Origin of the sequence: Streptomyces sp. NBC_01571, assembly GCF_026339875.1 — a bacterium.
Lineage (GTDB): Bacteria > Actinomycetota > Actinomycetes > Streptomycetales > Streptomycetaceae > Streptomyces.
Window position 1 is genome coordinate 989,206 of the sequence record NZ_JAPEPZ010000002.1, and the last position, 15,288, is coordinate 1,004,493.

Here is a 15,288-nt window from a genome sequence, read left to right on the forward strand (position 1 = left end):
TTTTCCTTTGACCTGCCTCGCCACCAGTTCCAGCGGCCGCCTCAGGCGCTCGTGCGGTGAGCCCTGATGAGTCGGTGATCCATCTCGTCGGCAATGGCTCTACAGGTCAAGGCCGCTCCTGACCTTCCACACCCAGGGCCCGCAACGCAACGAGTTCCGGGCCCTTCTCGCCGAACGGTTCGTCCGGCGTGCTCGTGGCCGGGTGTTTCACCTCAGCGATGCCCAAGATCACCCGCCGGGGGCAGCCGGGCGCATTCTCGGCCCGGCCCGCGCTGCCCCCGCCAGCGCGGGTTACTGGGGGCACGGGCCACTGATCCCCCGCAGCGCCCCGTTCCCTGTTTCTTCCCGGCCCTTCCCCTTTTCTTCTTGCCGTGACGGTCACAGGGTGCTCTGTGGGGGATGTCCGCGCCTCGACCACGCCCCGACGGGCATCTGACCTGCATGAACACGGGCCGCTTCAGCCGATAAATTGACACGCCCAGTCCGGTCGGCCGGTACGGGTTCCGGGTGCAGGAGGTCCAGCCGGCGCAGGGCGGTGCGCCGCTGCACCACCGACAAGGCCGGCGACGGCGGCGCCGAGCACCAGCCAGCCGGCGGGGCCGGCGGTCATCACGGCGCCGGTCAGCAGCAGCGGGCCGGCAGACTTCTGCACGGACTGCGCCATCCCGGCCACGCCGAGGTACGAGGCACGGGCGTGCGGGGGCGCGAGGGAGACGGCCAGCTCCCAGGAGCTCACGGACCGGATCAGCTCGGCGCCGGTGACCAGCATCGCGGCGACGAGCAGGGCGGCGACGAGCAGGGCGGCCGAGGCGGTCCAGGCCCCGCCGCCGCCGGCGGCCAGGACCGCGCAGCAGGCGAGCAGCGCGAGTCCGTACAGGCCCACCGCGCGCGCAGCCTGACGCGGTTCAATGGCGTCGGCTAAGAGGTCCTAACAGAAGTTGTTGATCATGTGACCTTCGGCTTGGACAGTCGTTGGTCCAAGCGTGGGGAAACGTCAGTCGCGGCCGTGGATCGTGTCGGATGAACTGTGGTCGCTCATCGAGCCGTTGCTGCCCGAGCCGGGACCCAAGCTGGTCGAGGGTAGACCAAGGGTGCCGGACCGGCAGGCCTTGTGCGGGATCCTGTTCGTGCTGCACACCGGCATCCAATGGGAGTACCTGCCCCAGGAGTTGGGCTTCGGCTCGGGCATGACCTGCTGGCGGCGCCTGGCCGCGTGGAACGAAGCCGGCGTGTGGGATCAACTGCACCTGGTGCTGCTGAAACAGCTGCGGGCAGCAAAGCAGCTGGACTGGTCGCGGGCGGTGATCGACTCCTCGCACGTGCGGGCGGCCCGGCGGGGCCCAAAAGCGGACCCAGCCCGGTCGATCGCGCGCGGCCGGGCAGCAAACACCACGTCGTCACCGACGCCCAGGGCATCCCGCTCGCGGTGTCGCTGACCGGCGGGAACCGCAACGACGTCACCCAGCTCCTGCCCCTGATCGACAAGATTCCGGCCGTCGCGGGAGTCGTCGGCCGACCCAGACGCAGACCCGATGCCCTGCTCGCCGACCGCGCCTACGACCACGACAAGTACCGGCGCCTGCTGTGGCAGCGCGGTATCCGCCCAGTCATCGCCGAACGAGGCGTCGAGCACGGCTCCGGCCTGGGAACTTTCCGGTGGGTGGTGGAGCGCACCATCGCCTGGCTCCACGGCTTCCGCCGCTTACGCGTCCGCTGGGAACGACGCGACGACATCCATGAAGCCTTCCTCGGCCTCGCCACCTGCCTCATCACCCACAGGCACGTCCAACGCCTTTGTTAGGACCTCTAAGAGAAAGCCGAGTGCTGCTCCTGGGAGCCCACTCGGCCGTGGTTCTCGCCCGCAGGTCAGGCGACGGCGTCGTCGCTCCCGGTGCCCGCGAGGCGGAGGTGGTGGTCACGGGCGAGGAGGAGGTAGCTGCTCGCGGTCCACGTGTAGGCGCGGTCACGCAGGCCGGTACCGGTCAGGGCGTCGAAGTTCTCGGCGAAGCCATGGGTCTCGCACAGGGCGCGGAACCGGGCGCTGATGTCGTCCGCCAGTCGGAGGTGGCCGGCGCGGCGCAGGCCGTCCTCGATGAGGACGGTGGCGGGGGCCCAGATCGGGCCGCGCCAGTAGCCGTCGGCCCGGTAGTGCGGGGAGGTGGTCAGCTCGGTGGCGAGGCCGTACGGGGTCAGGTGGGCCTTGATGCGGTCGGCCAGCGCGCTGGTGACCTCGGCGGGCAGGTGCTCACCCAGCGCGATGGGCATCAGGTCGAGGAGACTGGCGCTGCTCCAGGTCTCCCCGGTCCCGGCCGAGCGCGCGACGAACCTCTCTCCGGTCCAGAGCTGGTCGAGTAGCGCCGCCTGGATTTCCTCGGCTGCCCCGACCCACCGGCTCGCCTCGTCCGGTCTGCCCAACTCTCGTGCCAGTGCCTCGAGTTCGCGGAGCTGGAGGACGAGGAAGGCGGTGAGGTCTGCGGTGACGACCACCCGCCCGGGGTCGAAGGTGGTGGCGTTGTCCCACCCGCTGTCGTTGCCGTGCTGGTAGTAAGGCAGTTCGGCGCCGGGCGCGCGCCTCACCGTGAGCCAGAAGCCGGTCCAGCGCTCCAGGCGCTCGTATACTTCGGTCAGTTCGGCCCGGCCCAGGTGGGTTGGCAGACTGCGCCGCAGGTGGCCGAAGGCCCAGCCGTGGATGGGCGGCTTGACGAAGTTGTAGAGGACTTCGGAGTGGGTGACCGAGTCCGGCAAGGCGCCGCTCTCGTCCTGGTGGTCAAAGGGCAGATGGAACTGGTGCCAGGCCAGCTCCGGCGCACCCGACGCCAGGGCGAGTGCGTTGAAGCAGTGGTCCCAGCTCCAGACCTTGTCCATCCAGTGCTTGGACATCAGCACGCCCGGCCGGGTGACCAGGCCCTTCGCCGCCACGGTCGCGGACCAGACGACGTAGGCTGCGAGTTCGGCGGCGGGGGTGGCTTCCGAACGCCAGGGCGCCACCGCGTCCACGAAATCCGTGAACGCTCCCTGCGCGGCCGACGCGATGTCGTCGAAGGACGCCGAGGATGCGTAGGGCGGGCGAGCGGTGTCGAGTTCCTCGACCGCGACCTCCCAGTGGCCGTCTGCCTCCGCTGTCACAGTGACACCGCGATCGCTACTGCCCAGGGCCTGGTCTCCGGGCGCGTCCGCGAGGGTGCCGGACAGTACGGTGACCCGGTATCGGCGGCCGGTCTCGTACGAGGTGAAGACGTGCGCGTTCGCGGCCGGATCGTGGAAGAAGTACGTTCCGCTGAACGGGGTGAGGGTCCGTACGGCGGCGAGGACGCCGAAGTCCAGGCCGCTGCCCCGAAGGCGTACGGCGTCCGGGGCCTCATAGGCGAGCTCGACGCGCCCGCTCTCGCCGACCCAGCTGAGCAGGCCCGGTATCGCCTCGACGCGGGTCTCGGCCCGCCCGCCTCCCACCGGTTCCAGGGGGACCAGACGCAGGACACCGTGCATGCCGTTCTGGTGCGAGACGAGGTGGAGGTCCTCGGCATACGTCTTCTCCGCGATCACGGGCGAGATGTCGAACCAGGACCCGTACGCGCTGAACGGGATGTCGTGGACGGAGAATGCCGGGCCGGACAGTGCGGCGGTCATGTGGTGTGACTCGTTTCTCGGTCAGGGGGTTCCGGCCGGCTGGCGCGGGAGGGCGCCGGTCGGCGTGGCAGGTCCGGGGACTCAGTCCTTGACGGCGCCGGTGGTCACGCCGGCCGCCACATAGCGCTGGGCGAGGACGAGAATGACCGCGGCGGGCAACGACGCCACGACCGCGGTGGCCATGATGGCGTTCCACTCCTGGTTGTTGTTGCCGATGTAGTGGTAGATGCCGAGGGTGATCGGCTCCCGGGCGCCGCCGTTGACCAGGGTGTTGGCGAAGACGAAGTCGGACCAGGACCACAGGAAGGCGAACAACGAGACCGTGACGACGGCGTTGCGGCTCATCGGCAGGACGATCGACCAGAAGGTCCGCAGCGCCCTCGCTCCGTCCATCTGCGCGGCCTGGAGCAGCTCGCCGGGTATACCCGACATGAAGGCGGTGAAGATCAGCACCGCGAAGGGGACGGCCAGAGTGGAGTCGGCGACGATCAGGCCGGGCACGGACTGGAGCAGGCCGAGCTGGAGGTAGACGGCGTAGAAGCCCATCGCCATGATGATCCCGGGGATCATCTGGGCGGCCAGCAGGACGAAGCTCAGCAGGCCGCCGCCGCGCGGGCGCAGCTTGGCCAGGGCGTAGCCGGCGGGCGCGGCCAGGGCCACGGTCAGCACGACGGTACCGAGGGCGACCACCAGGCTGGTGCCGAGGTAAGGCAACTGCTCGTCGAGGACGGTGCGGTAGCCGGCCAGGGTGCCGTGGGTGGGGAACAGGTCCGGCGGGCTCTTGCGCATGTCCTGGTCGCGGGTGAGGGACACGTTGATCATCCAGTAGACCGGGAAGAGCATGACCCCCGTCAGCAGCAGGCCGACGGCCGTCTTCCAGCCTGTCTTCGTGACAGCGTCCGTTCTCATGACAGCGCCTGCTTTCGCTGGACACGGACGTAGATCAGGCCGAACACCAGAGCGGCGACCACGAGCAGGTTGCCGACGGCCGCACCCGGGCCGAAGGCCGGCAGGAGATTGCCGAAACCGAGCTGGTAGGACCAGGTGGCGAAGGTGGTCGACGAGTCCGCCGGGCCGCCCTTGGTCATGATCCAGATGAGGTCGAAGACCTTGAGGGTGTAGACGAGGCCCAGCAGCAGCGTGATGGCGGAGACCGGCCGCAGCAGCGGGAAGGTGATGCGCCAGAAGCGCTGCCAGGCGTTCGCGCCGTCGAGGGCGGCGGCCTCGTGCAGTGACCCGGGGATGGACTGCAGACCGCTGTAGAGCACCACCAGGTTGAAGGGGACGCCGATCCAGATGTTCGCGATGATCACCGAGGTGAGCGACCAGGACGGCGAGGTCAGCCAGTTCACCGGCCCGATGCCAACGGCGTGCAGAACGGCGTTGACCACACCCGAGTCGCTGTTGAGCATCCACGACCAGGTGGAGGAGGAGACGATCAGCGGCAGCAGCCAGGGGACCAGGAACAGGGCCCGGAGCGTGGCCGAAAGCCGGAAGTTCTGGTTGAAGAAGACCGCGAGGGCGAGCCCGATGGCGTACTGGAAGACCAGGCATACGGCGGTGAAGACCGCGGTGTGCAGCAGGGCCGGCGCGAAGACCGGGTCGTCGAAAACCTTACGGTAGTTCACCAGGCCCGTGAACGGCGCGTCGCCCTGGACGAAGGAGCGGACGGTGTAGTCGCGCAGACTCAGGTCGAGGTTGCGGTAGAGCGGATAGGCGTAGAAGAGGGCGAGATAGACGGTGACCGGGGCGAGGAAGCCCCAGGCTGCCCACTGCGGGGAGGCCGGACGGCGCCGATCTCGCGCGGCTCGGGTCGAGGCGGCGACCGCCCCGACCCTGTCGAGCGCGGACCGGCGGTCCGAGAGCTGTTTCGTGTCGTTCATCTGCGGACCGCGAATCCCTGGTTACTTGACGGCCGACTGCGCCTCGGACAGCGCATCCTTGGGCGATTTGGAGCCGCTGAGAGCGGCCTGGACGGCCTTCCACATCTGCTCGGAGATCTTCGGGTACTTGGTGCCCAGGTCGTCGCTGGTACGGCCCCTGGCCGCCCGGACCGCGTCGGCCCACGGCTTCAGGTCGGCGTTTGCGGCCACCTGCTTGTCCTGGACTTCACGGGTGGGGGCCACGTAGGACAGCGTGGTGTCGGTTTTGTAGAGGGCATCGCCGCTGGTCAGGCAAGTGACCAGCTTCTGGGATGTGCCGTAGCGGGCGGAGTCGTTCTGGACCGGGATGGTCACGAACTCGCCACCGGTAGGGGCCGCGGCGTTGCCGCCCTCGGCGGCGGGGATGGGAATCACCCCGTAGTCGAAGCCGGCCTTCTTGGCATTGGCGAGCTGCCAGGTACCGTTCTCGCTGAACGCATAGTCACCGCTGGCGAACTCCTGCCAGCTGGTGGTCTGGGTGTTGTTGAGCACCGAGTTCGGAGCGTAGCCGTTGTCGAGCCAGCCCTTCCACAGGGACAGTGCGGTGACGCCCTGCGCGGAGTCGAGTGCGGTGAGCTTCGCACCCGAACCCCAGAACCACGGCAGGAACTGGAAGCTGCCCTCCTCGGTACCGATCGCCGAGAAGGTGATGCCCTTCTTGCCCGCCTTCTTGACCTTCGCCAGCGCCGCCGTCAGCGACTCCCAGTCCTTGACCGAGGAGGCGTCCACGCCGGCCTTCTTCAGCACCTCCTTGTTGTAGTAGAGGGCCAGGGTGTTGGCGCCGATCGGTGTGCCGTACGTCTTGCCGCCGGACTGGCCGGCCGCGAGCAGGTTGGCATCGGTCTTGGAGGTGTCCAGCTTGTTGTCGTCGGCCGTGGTGAGCACACCCGCCTCGGCGAGGGTCGACACCACCGGATTGTCGACGATGAGGATGTCCGGGGAGTTGCTCTGCTGGGCCGCCAGCAGAGTCTTGTTGGCCAGGTCGCTGGTGTCGAAGGCCGTCCGCTTGATCTTCACGCCCGCCTTGGTGCCGCACTGGTCCAGCAGCTTCGCCCAGTCCGAGCCTTTGGCGAACTGCGGGTACGGGTCCCAGACCGTGTAGGTACCGCCGGCGGCGTCCTTCGATCCGGAGCTGTCCGAGCCGGAGGAGCAGGCGGTGGCGCTGACGGCCAGGGCCAGGGTCGTCAGGGCCACGGCGGTCAGACGGCGTTGTCTGGAGGTGCTGTGCATGGCAGGTCCTTTGCTTGTTAGCACGGGTGTGCCGTGACAGGGGGTGACGGGGGAAGGCCGGAGCACGCTGAAGGCGTCTGTGAAGGATGCGGGTGCTCGGAGCGCTGGAACGAGGTGTCCGTGAGCGTGGTGGGCGGTGCGTCCGTGGGTCGTGGTCGGGAGTGTGGTGGAGTCGGGAGGCCGGGCTCAGGCGGAACCAAGGACGGGCCCGGTGCTGGCCCGCAGGGAGATCGGCGGTGCGAGCAGGTGGTTCCGGGCCGAAGCGCCGGGGTCGTCGAGCCGCTCGACGAGGAGGTCGACGGCGAGACGGCCCATCTCCTCCGCCGGCACGTTGGCGGCGGTGAGCTGCGGAGTCACCGTCTCCGCCCACCGGCCGGCGACGACCCCGGTGACGGAGAAATCGCGCGGTACATGACGGCCCGCCTGGGCGAGCCCCCGGTAGAGACCGCCGAGCGCGGCCTCGTTCAACGTGACCAGCCCCGTGGTGTCCGGGTCGTCCCGCAGAATCCGTTCCAGGCACGCTTGCCCCGACGCGGCGTCGTCCCCGCAGTTGTACGTCCGCACGCTCAGCCCACGTTCGGCCGCGGCCTTGGTGAAGCCGTCCAGGCCACGGTGCGCGGACTCGTATCCGGCCCGCAGCAGTTGCTCGGGACGGTTGACGAAGGCGACCCTGCGGTGGCCTAGGTCCGCCAGGTGGTGGACGCACGCCTCCACCAGTGCGGTGTGGTCCAGGCCCACCCACCAGCCGCTCTCCGGGTTGGCGATGCGGCCGATGGCGACGGAGGGAAAGCCCAGCTCGGCCAGGTGGTCGACCCGGTCGTCCGCGAGCCTGATCTCCATGAGGATGGCGCCGTCGACTCGCCGTTCCCCCAGCAGCCGCTGGAAGGAACGATCGCTGTCCACGCCACTGGGAGACAGCAGCACGTCATAGTCGTAGGCCGCGGCGGCCTCGACCACGCTGCCGATGAAGTCCAGCTGCATGCCGGTGTAGTGGTTGCCTGCCGGCGGGAAGACCAGGCCGATCGTGCTGGTCCGGCCGTTGGCCAGAGCGCGGGCACTGGCGTTCGGGCGGTAGCCCAACTCGTCGATGACCTGCTGGATCTTCCGGCGGGTGTCGTCCGAGACCGGGCGCTTGCCACTCAGCGCGTAGGACACGGTGCTCCGTGAGACACCGGCCCGCCGGGCGATCTCACCGATGTTCACGAGGAACTCCTTCTTCGAACCGGTCCGAGAGAACCAGCCCGGTCGTCGAACCGGTTCGCGTGAAGTGAAGTTAGGAACAAGCCGGACGGCTGTCAACACCCCGGAACGACACTTCTCGCAAAAGCACGACAACCCCAACCTTCCACGGACTTCGCTTACATCGCTGACGCCAGAGGTATTGCTGCGGGAATTCCTCGGCGCTACGCTCGTCCGAAGTGATCTTCCGGCGGCGGCGCCCATTCCGCACGCTCCCTTTCGCTTCGGGGCGACGCACCTGGATACGCCGTCCATCTGGCATACGGAATCGAACCGATTCGACAACGCGGGCATCCGGATCCGGCAACGGCATGCGGACCGGGAGTCGGCAGGCCTGGACGGACAGGGCGGGACTAGGCGCAGTGCCGTTGCTTTACGGGTCTGGGTCGGGTGGTGGAGGTCGTTTGACGCGGATGGCTTGGGTGCCGGCGCGGGTGGGTTGGGGCCAGGTTTGATGTCCAGGCCGCTTGAGCCAGTAGTTGGACATCTTGCGCTTGATGACGCGGGGCTGGCTGCGAAGCCGTCTGGCGGGCAGGAGTCTTTCCAGCAGGTCTTCTTGGAGTACGTGCAGTGCTCGGACCAGGAGCTCAGGGGGAAAAACCGCCCGGGGTGACGGTCACACTACGCCGGGCGGAACGCAGAGTTTCGGTGAAAGAGATGCGGTCCGGGTCGAGTTGGCGGGTGGCTGCGGTTCTCAGCATCAGTTCCCGCAGTGCGTGGTGGACCAGGAGGTGAGCAGGCCGGAGCGGTCCTGGTGAGAGGTCTGACCGAGCGCGCCTACGGGTGCGTGTCCGTGACCGCGATGACTTGGTCGAGGCGGTTCCGGGCGGCCTCCAGTTCGTCGATCTTGGCCTGGATGCGTTCGCGCTCGACGCGGAGCATGGCTCGTTGATCGGCATCGGTGTGCCCGGCGTCCCAGCACGGAAGCAGTTCGGTGATCCTTCGGCTGGTCAGGCCGGCGGCGTACATCTGCTGGAAGAAGCGGACCAGGGAGATGGCGCCCTGCCGGTACAGACGCTGGCCGGACGGGCTGCGCTGCGGGGTGAGCAGCCCCTGCTGCTCGTAGTAGCGCACGGCGCGCACCGAGACGCCGGCGCCTCGTGCCACCTCGCCGATGCGGATCAAGGGCTCGTTCGCGTCCTCGGTGACAGACATGGTCTTTTCTCTCACCCTGGCTTAGATGGTCACTTGCCTCTGACGTTAGCGTCAGGTTTTAGCGTACGGGACATGGATATCAACAACTCCGTCGCCCTTGTCACCGGAGCCAACCGCGGCCTCGGCCGCGCCTTCGTCCAGCGTCTGCTTGATCGGGGCGCGCGTAAGGTCTACGCGACGGCCCGCCGACCGGCGACCGTGGACCTGCCCGGGGTTGAGGTGCTGCCCCTTGACATCGCCGATCCCGCATCCGTGAGGGCCGCCGCCGAGGCCGCCCCTGACGTCGCCCTACTCATCAACAATGCGGGGATCAGTACGGGGGCGGGCTTGGTGACCGGTTCGCTGGACAGGCTGCGGCAGGAGCTGGAGACCAACATGTTCGGCCATCTCGAAATGATCCGGCAGTTCGCTCCGGCACTCGCCAGGAACGGCGGGGGTGCGATCGTCAACGTCCTCTCCGCCATGTCGTGGTTCGGGGGCAAGGGCGCCAATGCCTACCACCTGAGCAAGGCCGCTGCCTGGGCCATGACTAACGGTGTCCGCCTGGAGCTCGCCGAGCAGGGCACGCTCGTCACAGCAGTACACCTCGGCCTGGCCGACACCGACATGGCCGCAGCCTGGCCCGTCGCCAAGATCGCACCGTGGGACCTGGCCGACGCCGCGCTCGACGGTGTCGAGGCAGGGTCTGCGGAGATCCTCGCCGACCAGTGGAGTCGGGACGTCAAGGCCCGCCTGCCTCTGACCCCGGAGGAGTTCAACGCCGCGATGGACCGCGCTCTGGCGGCCCTGATGGCGGGCTGACAGGCCCCTCCGGCCGCACGGCCGTGGCGCCGGGCCTCCCGCCGAAAGGAACGAGCCGACAATCCCCAGCTCGCAGGCCGGCGACGGGGGTGCCACACCTCACACCGTCTCGGGGCGTCAACAGGGGAGTAGCCAGAGCAAGTTCACCGTTGAGCGGTATGTGGCTGCGGAGGGGACAGTGCCCCCGGGCCTCACCCATAGCCCATGGGGACGATCGTCCGGCTGAAGCCCCATGGAGCCTTCCCACCGCGAGGCGCACCCCTCCGCACGCCCCCTCAACCGCCCCGGCTGGCCCCCCCTTCCAGCCGGGGCCTTCCAGCAACCCTTCGACCGCCATCGAGTACGAACTACTCTCCACACAAGACACCATCCACGCAGCCAGTTAGCCACCGCAGCTGGAACCCAAACCGTGGGGCAGGTCAACCTGCCACCCGAACCTGCATCAGACCCACTTCTTGTCGGCGAAGATCCGGATGCACCCTGCTTCGGTGAGTGCGTGGATCTGCCGGTCGAGCAGTTGCCCTTTCGTGGACACACGTGTGTACCCCACGAGACCGCCGGTCCGTACGTCCGGAACAGGGGCGAGGAGATCGGCGGTGTCGTCGTCTTGGAGTGGCTGCACCTGCCAGATCGTACAGAAAACGGTGCTCCTCAAGATCTTGAGCACATCAACTTTCTAAAACCGTTTTATGGGCATGATCCGGTGCCGATCCAGCCGCGCGCCGCCGCTTACCGATCTTGCTCATCAATCGGTCGCGGCGCCGGCCGCTCCTCTTCCTCCCGCCGACACAAAGCGAGGTTGTTACGGGCGGTGAGGGTGTCGGGGTGGTCTGGGCCCAGCACCCGCATGTAGTCCTCCAGCAGCTCGGCGAAGGCGGTCGCGGCACCGGCCGCGTCCCCTTCCTCCCGCCGACACAAAGCGAGGTTGTTACGGGTGACCAGCGTGTCGGGGTGGTCCGGGCCCAGCATCCGCTCCCGGTCTTCCAGCAGCTCGGCGAAGGCGGTCGCTGCACCGGCCGCATCCCCTTCCTCCCGCCGACACAAAGCGAGGTTGTTACGGGCGGTGAGGGTGTCGGGGTGGTCTGGGCCCAGCACCCGCATGTAGTCCTCCAGCAGCTCGGCGAAGGCGGTCGCGGCGCCAGCCACATCTCCTGCCTTTACCTGCCAGTAGGCCAGGTTGCCACGGGTGATGAGTAGGCGAGGATGGGCAGGCCCAAGCACCCGAAGCTGATCTTGTAGGAGTTGCTCGTAGACTGCTTTGGCCCCAGCGCCATCCCCCAGCTTCCCCTGCCAAGTAGCGATGCTCTCGCGGGTCGCTAGTACGCCTGGGTGATCGGGTCCGAGTACACGTATCTCATCTCGTAGTAGTTGCTCCATAGCACTGGCAGCTCCGGCTGCATCGCCAGCCTCCCCCAGCCAGTAGGCGTGATTATGGCGAGTGGCGAACACACCGGGGTGGTCGGTGCCGAATATCTGCCCGAGAGCGTCATTCAACCGCTCCAAACTGGCTGCGGCTCCGGCCGCGTCTCCTGCCCTCCCTTGCCACTCGGCAAGGTGGGCGCGGATAGAGAGTGTGTCGGGGTGATCGGAGCCAAGGAGGCGTGTGGCTGTGTCTGCCAGCCGCTGGAAGTGACGGACAGCGGCTCTGACTTGGCCGCTGTTTCCGAGGCTTTCTCCGACACGCTGGTAGAGACGGTGGGCGTCGGGCCGGTGGAGGGCGTCCTCGGCACACGCGGTGAGCGCTTCTGCGTTAGAGCGAAAAGTCTGGGCCAGGTCAGCTTCGCGCTCGGTCGCGGGCCAGGCAAATACCAGGGCGTCCGCGGCAGTACGAGCGGTCCGGTCGTACTGATGCGGGACCAGTGTGTCCCGGGTGGCACGTTGGATGAGTTGGTGGACGAGGACGGCCGGGTGGGGGGCTTCGGGCGTGTGGTCGATGAGGCTGAGCCGGTGCAGGGTCCGCAGGGCGAGCTCGGCGTCCTCGGCTGAGACCGGGACTGGCTGGTGGGTGCCGCCCGTGCTGGTGGGGGTGTGGTGCTCGGTGATGTGAGCGAGGGCGGGCTGACTGGTGAGGACCGTGGCGGGGATGCCGTCGGGGCTGAGGAAGGCTGCTAGCTGGAGCATGGGGCGGGCCAGGCCCGCCGGGCGGATCCGGTTGGCGCGTTCGATGGACAGGGACCAGGTGGCGGCCACGGTGGCGGTCTGGTCATCGGGCAATGCGCCGGACTCCGGCAGCAGGTCGGCCAGCTTCCTGATCCGGTCGGCCAGCAGCTCTCGGTAGGAGGCACAGGTCAGGTCCGCGTCGATGATGTAGGCGGCGGCCTGGGCCAAGGCGAGGGGCAGGTATCCCAGGTCGGCGGCGAGGCTGTTGATCTGATCAGTCGGCTCGTTGCGGTCGTGTGCGGCGAGAACGGCGGTTAAGTAGGCGGCGGCTTCCTGAGGGGTGAATACCCCCACAGTCACCCGGCGTCGGCCTGCTCCAGTCAGGGCGGCCTCGCGGCGGCGCGTGGTGACGAGGGCACGGCCGTGGCGGCTGGTGGGCGGCCACCAGCCGCGCATATCGGCAGGGTCCGCGAGGTCGTCCAGTACGATCAGCCACCGGCACTGCCTCTGGTCGGCTTTGGGTTCCAGCCAAGCCAGGAATGCTCGCGCGGCCTGCTCCGGGTCGCTGGGGTCGGCGGCAAGGACCTCTGCTCCGGCTTGCGCGTACCCGGCGGCGATTGCTGAGCGGCTGCTCGCGCTGATCCACACCAGTACGTCGACCTCGCCGCTGTCCCAGGTTGTGCGTGCGTAGTCGGCAGCCAGCTGGGTCTTGCCTACCCCGCCGGTCCCGGTCAGTACCTGGGCGAGCACAGCGGTGCCCCCGCTGTCGACTGCCGCTCGCAACTGGTCGACCTCGGAGCGGTGCTGGAAGGACAGGGCACGCGGCGGGATCACGCCCACTTGGTGCGGCCAGGCGGCGGGCGCGCGCGGGGCGGCCTGCAGGATGAAGCGGTCGACCGCAAGGTACCCGGTGACAGCCAGGCCGCCCTCGCTGGCGGTGGCGGCCCCCGTATTGGTCACATGTACCGGGCCGGCGGTCCCTGGGACAGGTCCGGTGTAGCCGGATACCGCCGTGGCGCCGCCGCGGGCGGTGGCATCGCCGGTGTCCGTGGCGGCTACCGGCGGCTCGCATTTTGCGTCTGCAGCCTCGGGCCGGGCGCTGGGGTCACCGTCCGGGTCTGGGCGGCGATTGGGCCATCTCACCATCGGACAGAAACCCTCCCGCGTGCTTTGGCCGTTTCGGCCCGGTCAGCTGAAGTCGATACCCGTGCCTGCGCTGCTGTCAGGCCCGTCCGCAGTGGCGTCCCCGGTTCGCTCCGCTCGAACGGGTCCGCTCCCCGCATCTTGCGGGCGTCGCACACCGGTGGACGCCTGGCCTCCGCCGGTGGCCTTGGCATTCCCGGTATCGACCACCGCAACCCCGGGGCGTGGGGTGGCCGAGGACTGCATCAGCGCCCACACCAGGGCGGCAATACCGGTGGCGCCCTGGACTGAGGCGGCAACCAGCTGGCCGGTATCCGGGGTGCCCAGCAGCCAGAAGAACGGCGTCGACACGGTCAACACGACCGCGACCACCACGACCGTGATCTTCCTGCTCCGTGACACAACCACTCGCCCCCTCCCCGCAGCCGACGAACGCGCGCCCTCGGCGGCATTGGATGAATTCACTGTTAGCACAGGACGCCTCTGCGCAACCACCAGTTCCCCGCAGGCTGTTGGAACTCACCGTCCCCGCGGCCGACCGGCACAGGTAGCAGAGTTCGGAACGGCCTCGCTACCGCTTTGCCAGCATCGGCGAAGGCTCCGCTTTCTCCCGGTCCGGGGGTGGGGTCGGCTGGTCATCCAGCGGGGCCTGCGCCCCGCTCCTGCGGCTGCCACAGCCGGCCGTCGTGTCAGATCCGCCCGGCACCGGCCGGTACCTCTACACCGCCGGCGACGACCGACCCGCCCCCGCGAAGCTCCTGGAACGCGGCTATCAGCACCAGCGGGTCGCCGCACCGACCGCCCTCGCCGGAAACCCGCACACCCCGCGCGCCGCCGTCACCGACGCGCTCCCCACCCTCCACCCTGTGGAACTCTCCTGGATCTGCCAGCAGAACGGCATCCCGGACTGGCTGCACAGCGCCGCGGCCGCGCTCGCACCGGAAGACGACGAAACCGCCGTGCTGCGGCTGCTCACCGACGACGAACTCGATCAACACCCCGATCCGGGCGGGGTGCTGCCGTCCTGGCTCGGCGAGGTCGAAGGCTTCGACTCGACCCTGACCTTCCTCCGCGCCAAACAGGCCGAAGCCGCCCGCCTCACCAAGAGACCCACCACCGACCTCGATATCCCACGCCCACGCCCTGAGGAGACGCAGTGATCCGCAACGAAACCCGGCCCTGCGAAGGGCACAGACCTCGTGGGCGCTGCACCAGCCGGTCGTGCTCGACCATGACCGGCTGGTCGACTACGTCTCCGTGGCTACCTTCAGGAAGTGAGCCGCCTACATATCTCGGCGGCCAGCCCGTCAGCGGCATCGAGCACGGCGGACAGAACGACTGGGGTCATGCCAGGCATGGCGAACAACCCGTGAGCCCGCGCCACGAAGTCCGCGGGAGCAGCCGGGAGTTGCCCCGCAGCCTGAACAGCTCCCTTTTCGTTCAACACCCAGCAACCCGCGTGAGCATGCAGGCCCTGCACGAGAAGCCCCACGGCGCGGAAGAGGCAGCCGGCGACATAAAAGGCGTCTCCGCGAGCCGCTCCCTTGCGAGCGTTGGTCAGAGTGAAGGGAGCCTCCCACTGCGCGTTGGCGATCAGCGCCTCGCGCAACGGCTCCGGATAACGGCGAGTCTTCTGTTGCAGGGCCCGCAGTTCGCCGCGGGGGTCAGCGAGAACGCGTCCAACGGCCACCTCGCCGATATAGGCATGGGAGTACACCCCAAGCGGGTGACCGGCCTGAATGCCTACTTCGAAGTTCCCCGCCTGGCACTCTTCCCAGATCCGGTGAACGCGGTCCAGATCGCGGTAGATCCAGTCGACACGGCAACCGTCAACGGTCAGCCATGCTCCACCGTCCACCCACGGTCCCCAGCCGCCCGGTTCCGTCACTTCGACCGACTCGCCAGTCAGCTCGGACGCGAGGAGACGCAAGGCAGCAGCGTCCAGCGGCGGCCGGTAGTACAGACCCAGATCGAAATCGGAGTCGGGCCGGTGGGTTCCCCTCGCTCGGCTGCCGCCCAGGCACACGCCGACCACTCCGCCGACGTCGGTCAACCGATCCGCGAGCTCCAT

14 protein-coding genes are annotated in these 15,288 nt (G+C 68.5%); 3 read left to right on the top strand and 11 right to left on the bottom strand.

Translation table 11 applies throughout. The features are described 5' to 3' along the window. Window positions 1-457: 457 nt before the first annotated feature. Window positions 458-883 carry a hypothetical protein gene (locus tag OHB41_RS47675; protein WP_266708216.1) on the bottom strand — a complete coding sequence of 142 codons (426 nt, stop codon included), beginning with the start codon at window positions 881-883 and terminating at the stop codon, window positions 458-460. A 127-nt stretch (window positions 884-1,010) separates the two neighbouring features. Here OHB41_RS47675 and OHB41_RS47680 point away from each other — a divergent pair. Next, a protein-coding gene (locus tag OHB41_RS47680) for an IS5 family transposase (protein ID WP_526025073.1) occupies window positions 1,011-1,801 on the top strand; the annotation gives its coding sequence in 2 pieces (ribosomal slippage) (window positions 1,011-1,335 and window positions 1,335-1,801; 792 coding nt in all). 65 nt (window positions 1,802-1,866) lie between these two features. Here OHB41_RS47680 and OHB41_RS47685 read toward each other — a convergent pair. The 6 genes from OHB41_RS47685 to OHB41_RS47710 all read right to left on the bottom strand — a co-directional run bounded on the left by OHB41_RS47685 (window position 1,867) and on the right by OHB41_RS47710 (window position 9,173). After that, window positions 1,867-3,627 carry a glucosylglycerate hydrolase family protein gene (locus OHB41_RS47685; RefSeq protein WP_266708218.1) on the bottom strand — a complete coding sequence of 587 codons (1,761 nt, stop codon included), beginning with the start codon at window positions 3,625-3,627 and terminating at the stop codon, window positions 1,867-1,869. Between the two features lie 81 nt (window positions 3,628-3,708). Next, window positions 3,709-4,536, bottom strand: a complete 828-nt coding sequence (locus OHB41_RS47690) for a carbohydrate ABC transporter permease (RefSeq protein WP_266708220.1) — start codon at window positions 4,534-4,536, stop codon at window positions 3,709-3,711. Next, window positions 4,533-5,510, bottom strand: coding sequence for a carbohydrate ABC transporter permease (locus tag OHB41_RS47695; RefSeq protein ID WP_266708222.1), 978 nt, complete (start codon window positions 5,508-5,510; stop codon window positions 4,533-4,535). Before OHB41_RS47695 ends, OHB41_RS47690 begins: the two co-directional genes overlap by 4 nt. A 21-nt stretch (window positions 5,511-5,531) precedes the next feature. Then, window positions 5,532-6,779, bottom strand: a complete 1,248-nt coding sequence (locus tag OHB41_RS47700; protein WP_266708224.1) for a sugar ABC transporter substrate-binding protein — start codon at window positions 6,777-6,779, stop codon at window positions 5,532-5,534. A 186-nt stretch (window positions 6,780-6,965) separates the two neighbouring features. Further along, the gene (locus OHB41_RS47705; RefSeq protein ID WP_266708226.1) at window positions 6,966-7,982 is read right to left on the bottom strand and encodes a LacI family DNA-binding transcriptional regulator; all 1,017 of its coding nucleotides are present in this window, start codon (window positions 7,980-7,982) and stop codon (window positions 6,966-6,968) included. 813 nt (window positions 7,983-8,795) lie between these two features. After that, the gene (locus tag OHB41_RS47710) at window positions 8,796-9,173 is read right to left on the bottom strand and encodes a MerR family DNA-binding transcriptional regulator (protein WP_266708228.1); all 378 of its coding nucleotides are present in this window, start codon (window positions 9,171-9,173) and stop codon (window positions 8,796-8,798) included. A 72-nt stretch (window positions 9,174-9,245) separates the two neighbouring features. On the opposite strand from OHB41_RS47710, the gene OHB41_RS47715 reads away from it, so the two are divergent. Continuing rightward, the gene (locus OHB41_RS47715; protein ID WP_266708230.1) at window positions 9,246-9,974 is read left to right on the top strand and encodes an SDR family oxidoreductase; all 729 of its coding nucleotides are present in this window, start codon (window positions 9,246-9,248) and stop codon (window positions 9,972-9,974) included. A gap of 442 nt (window positions 9,975-10,416) precedes the next feature. Here OHB41_RS47715 and OHB41_RS47720 read toward each other — a convergent pair whose 3' ends face one another. The 3 genes from OHB41_RS47720 to OHB41_RS47730 all read right to left on the bottom strand — a co-directional run bounded on the left by OHB41_RS47720 (window position 10,417) and on the right by OHB41_RS47730 (window position 13,592). Next, window positions 10,417-10,596 (bottom strand): recombinase family protein, encoded by a 180-nt coding sequence (locus tag OHB41_RS47720; protein WP_526025099.1) that lies wholly within the window; start codon window positions 10,594-10,596, stop codon window positions 10,417-10,419. Between the two features lie 107 nt (window positions 10,597-10,703). Further along, window positions 10,704-13,034 (bottom strand): FxSxx-COOH system tetratricopeptide repeat protein, encoded by a 2,331-nt coding sequence (gene fxsT / locus OHB41_RS47725; protein WP_266708232.1) that lies wholly within the window; start codon window positions 13,032-13,034, stop codon window positions 10,704-10,706. Window positions 13,035-13,262: 228 nt separating this feature from the next. Continuing rightward, window positions 13,263-13,592, bottom strand: coding sequence for a hypothetical protein (locus OHB41_RS47730; RefSeq protein ID WP_266708234.1), 330 nt, complete (start codon window positions 13,590-13,592; stop codon window positions 13,263-13,265). 311 nt (window positions 13,593-13,903) lie between these two features. Between OHB41_RS47730 and OHB41_RS47735 the strand changes: the two genes are divergently transcribed. Continuing rightward, window positions 13,904-14,377 (top strand): hypothetical protein, encoded by a 474-nt coding sequence (locus OHB41_RS47735; protein ID WP_266708236.1) that lies wholly within the window; start codon window positions 13,904-13,906, stop codon window positions 14,375-14,377. A 107-nt stretch (window positions 14,378-14,484) separates the two neighbouring features. Here OHB41_RS47735 and OHB41_RS47740 read toward each other — a convergent pair whose 3' ends face one another. Beyond that, a complete protein-coding gene (locus tag OHB41_RS47740; RefSeq protein ID WP_266708238.1) occupies window positions 14,485-15,288 on the bottom strand; it encodes a nucleotidyltransferase domain-containing protein in 804 nt (267 codons plus the stop codon).

Coding starts and splice junctions, on each gene's coding strand:
- OHB41_RS47685 (WP_266708218.1), bottom strand. CDS start 3,627: ATGACCGCCGCACTGTCCGGCCCGGCATTCTCCGTCCACGACATCCCG.
- OHB41_RS47690 (WP_266708220.1), bottom strand. CDS start 4,536: ATGAGAACGGACGCTGTCACGAAGACAGGCTGGAAGACGGCCGTCGGC.
- OHB41_RS47695 (WP_266708222.1), bottom strand. CDS start 5,510: ATGAACGACACGAAACAGCTCTCGGACCGCCGGTCCGCGCTCGACAGG.
- OHB41_RS47700 (WP_266708224.1), bottom strand. CDS start 6,779: ATGCACAGCACCTCCAGACAACGCCGTCTGACCGCCGTGGCCCTGACG.
- OHB41_RS47710 (WP_266708228.1), bottom strand. CDS start 9,173: ATGTCTGTCACCGAGGACGCGAACGAGCCCTTGATCCGCATCGGCGAG.
- OHB41_RS47715 (WP_266708230.1), top strand. CDS start 9,246: ATGGATATCAACAACTCCGTCGCCCTTGTCACCGGAGCCAACCGCGGC.
- OHB41_RS47740 (WP_266708238.1), bottom strand. CDS start 15,288: ATGGAGCTCGCGGATCGGTTGACCGACGTCGGCGGAGTGGTCGGCGTG.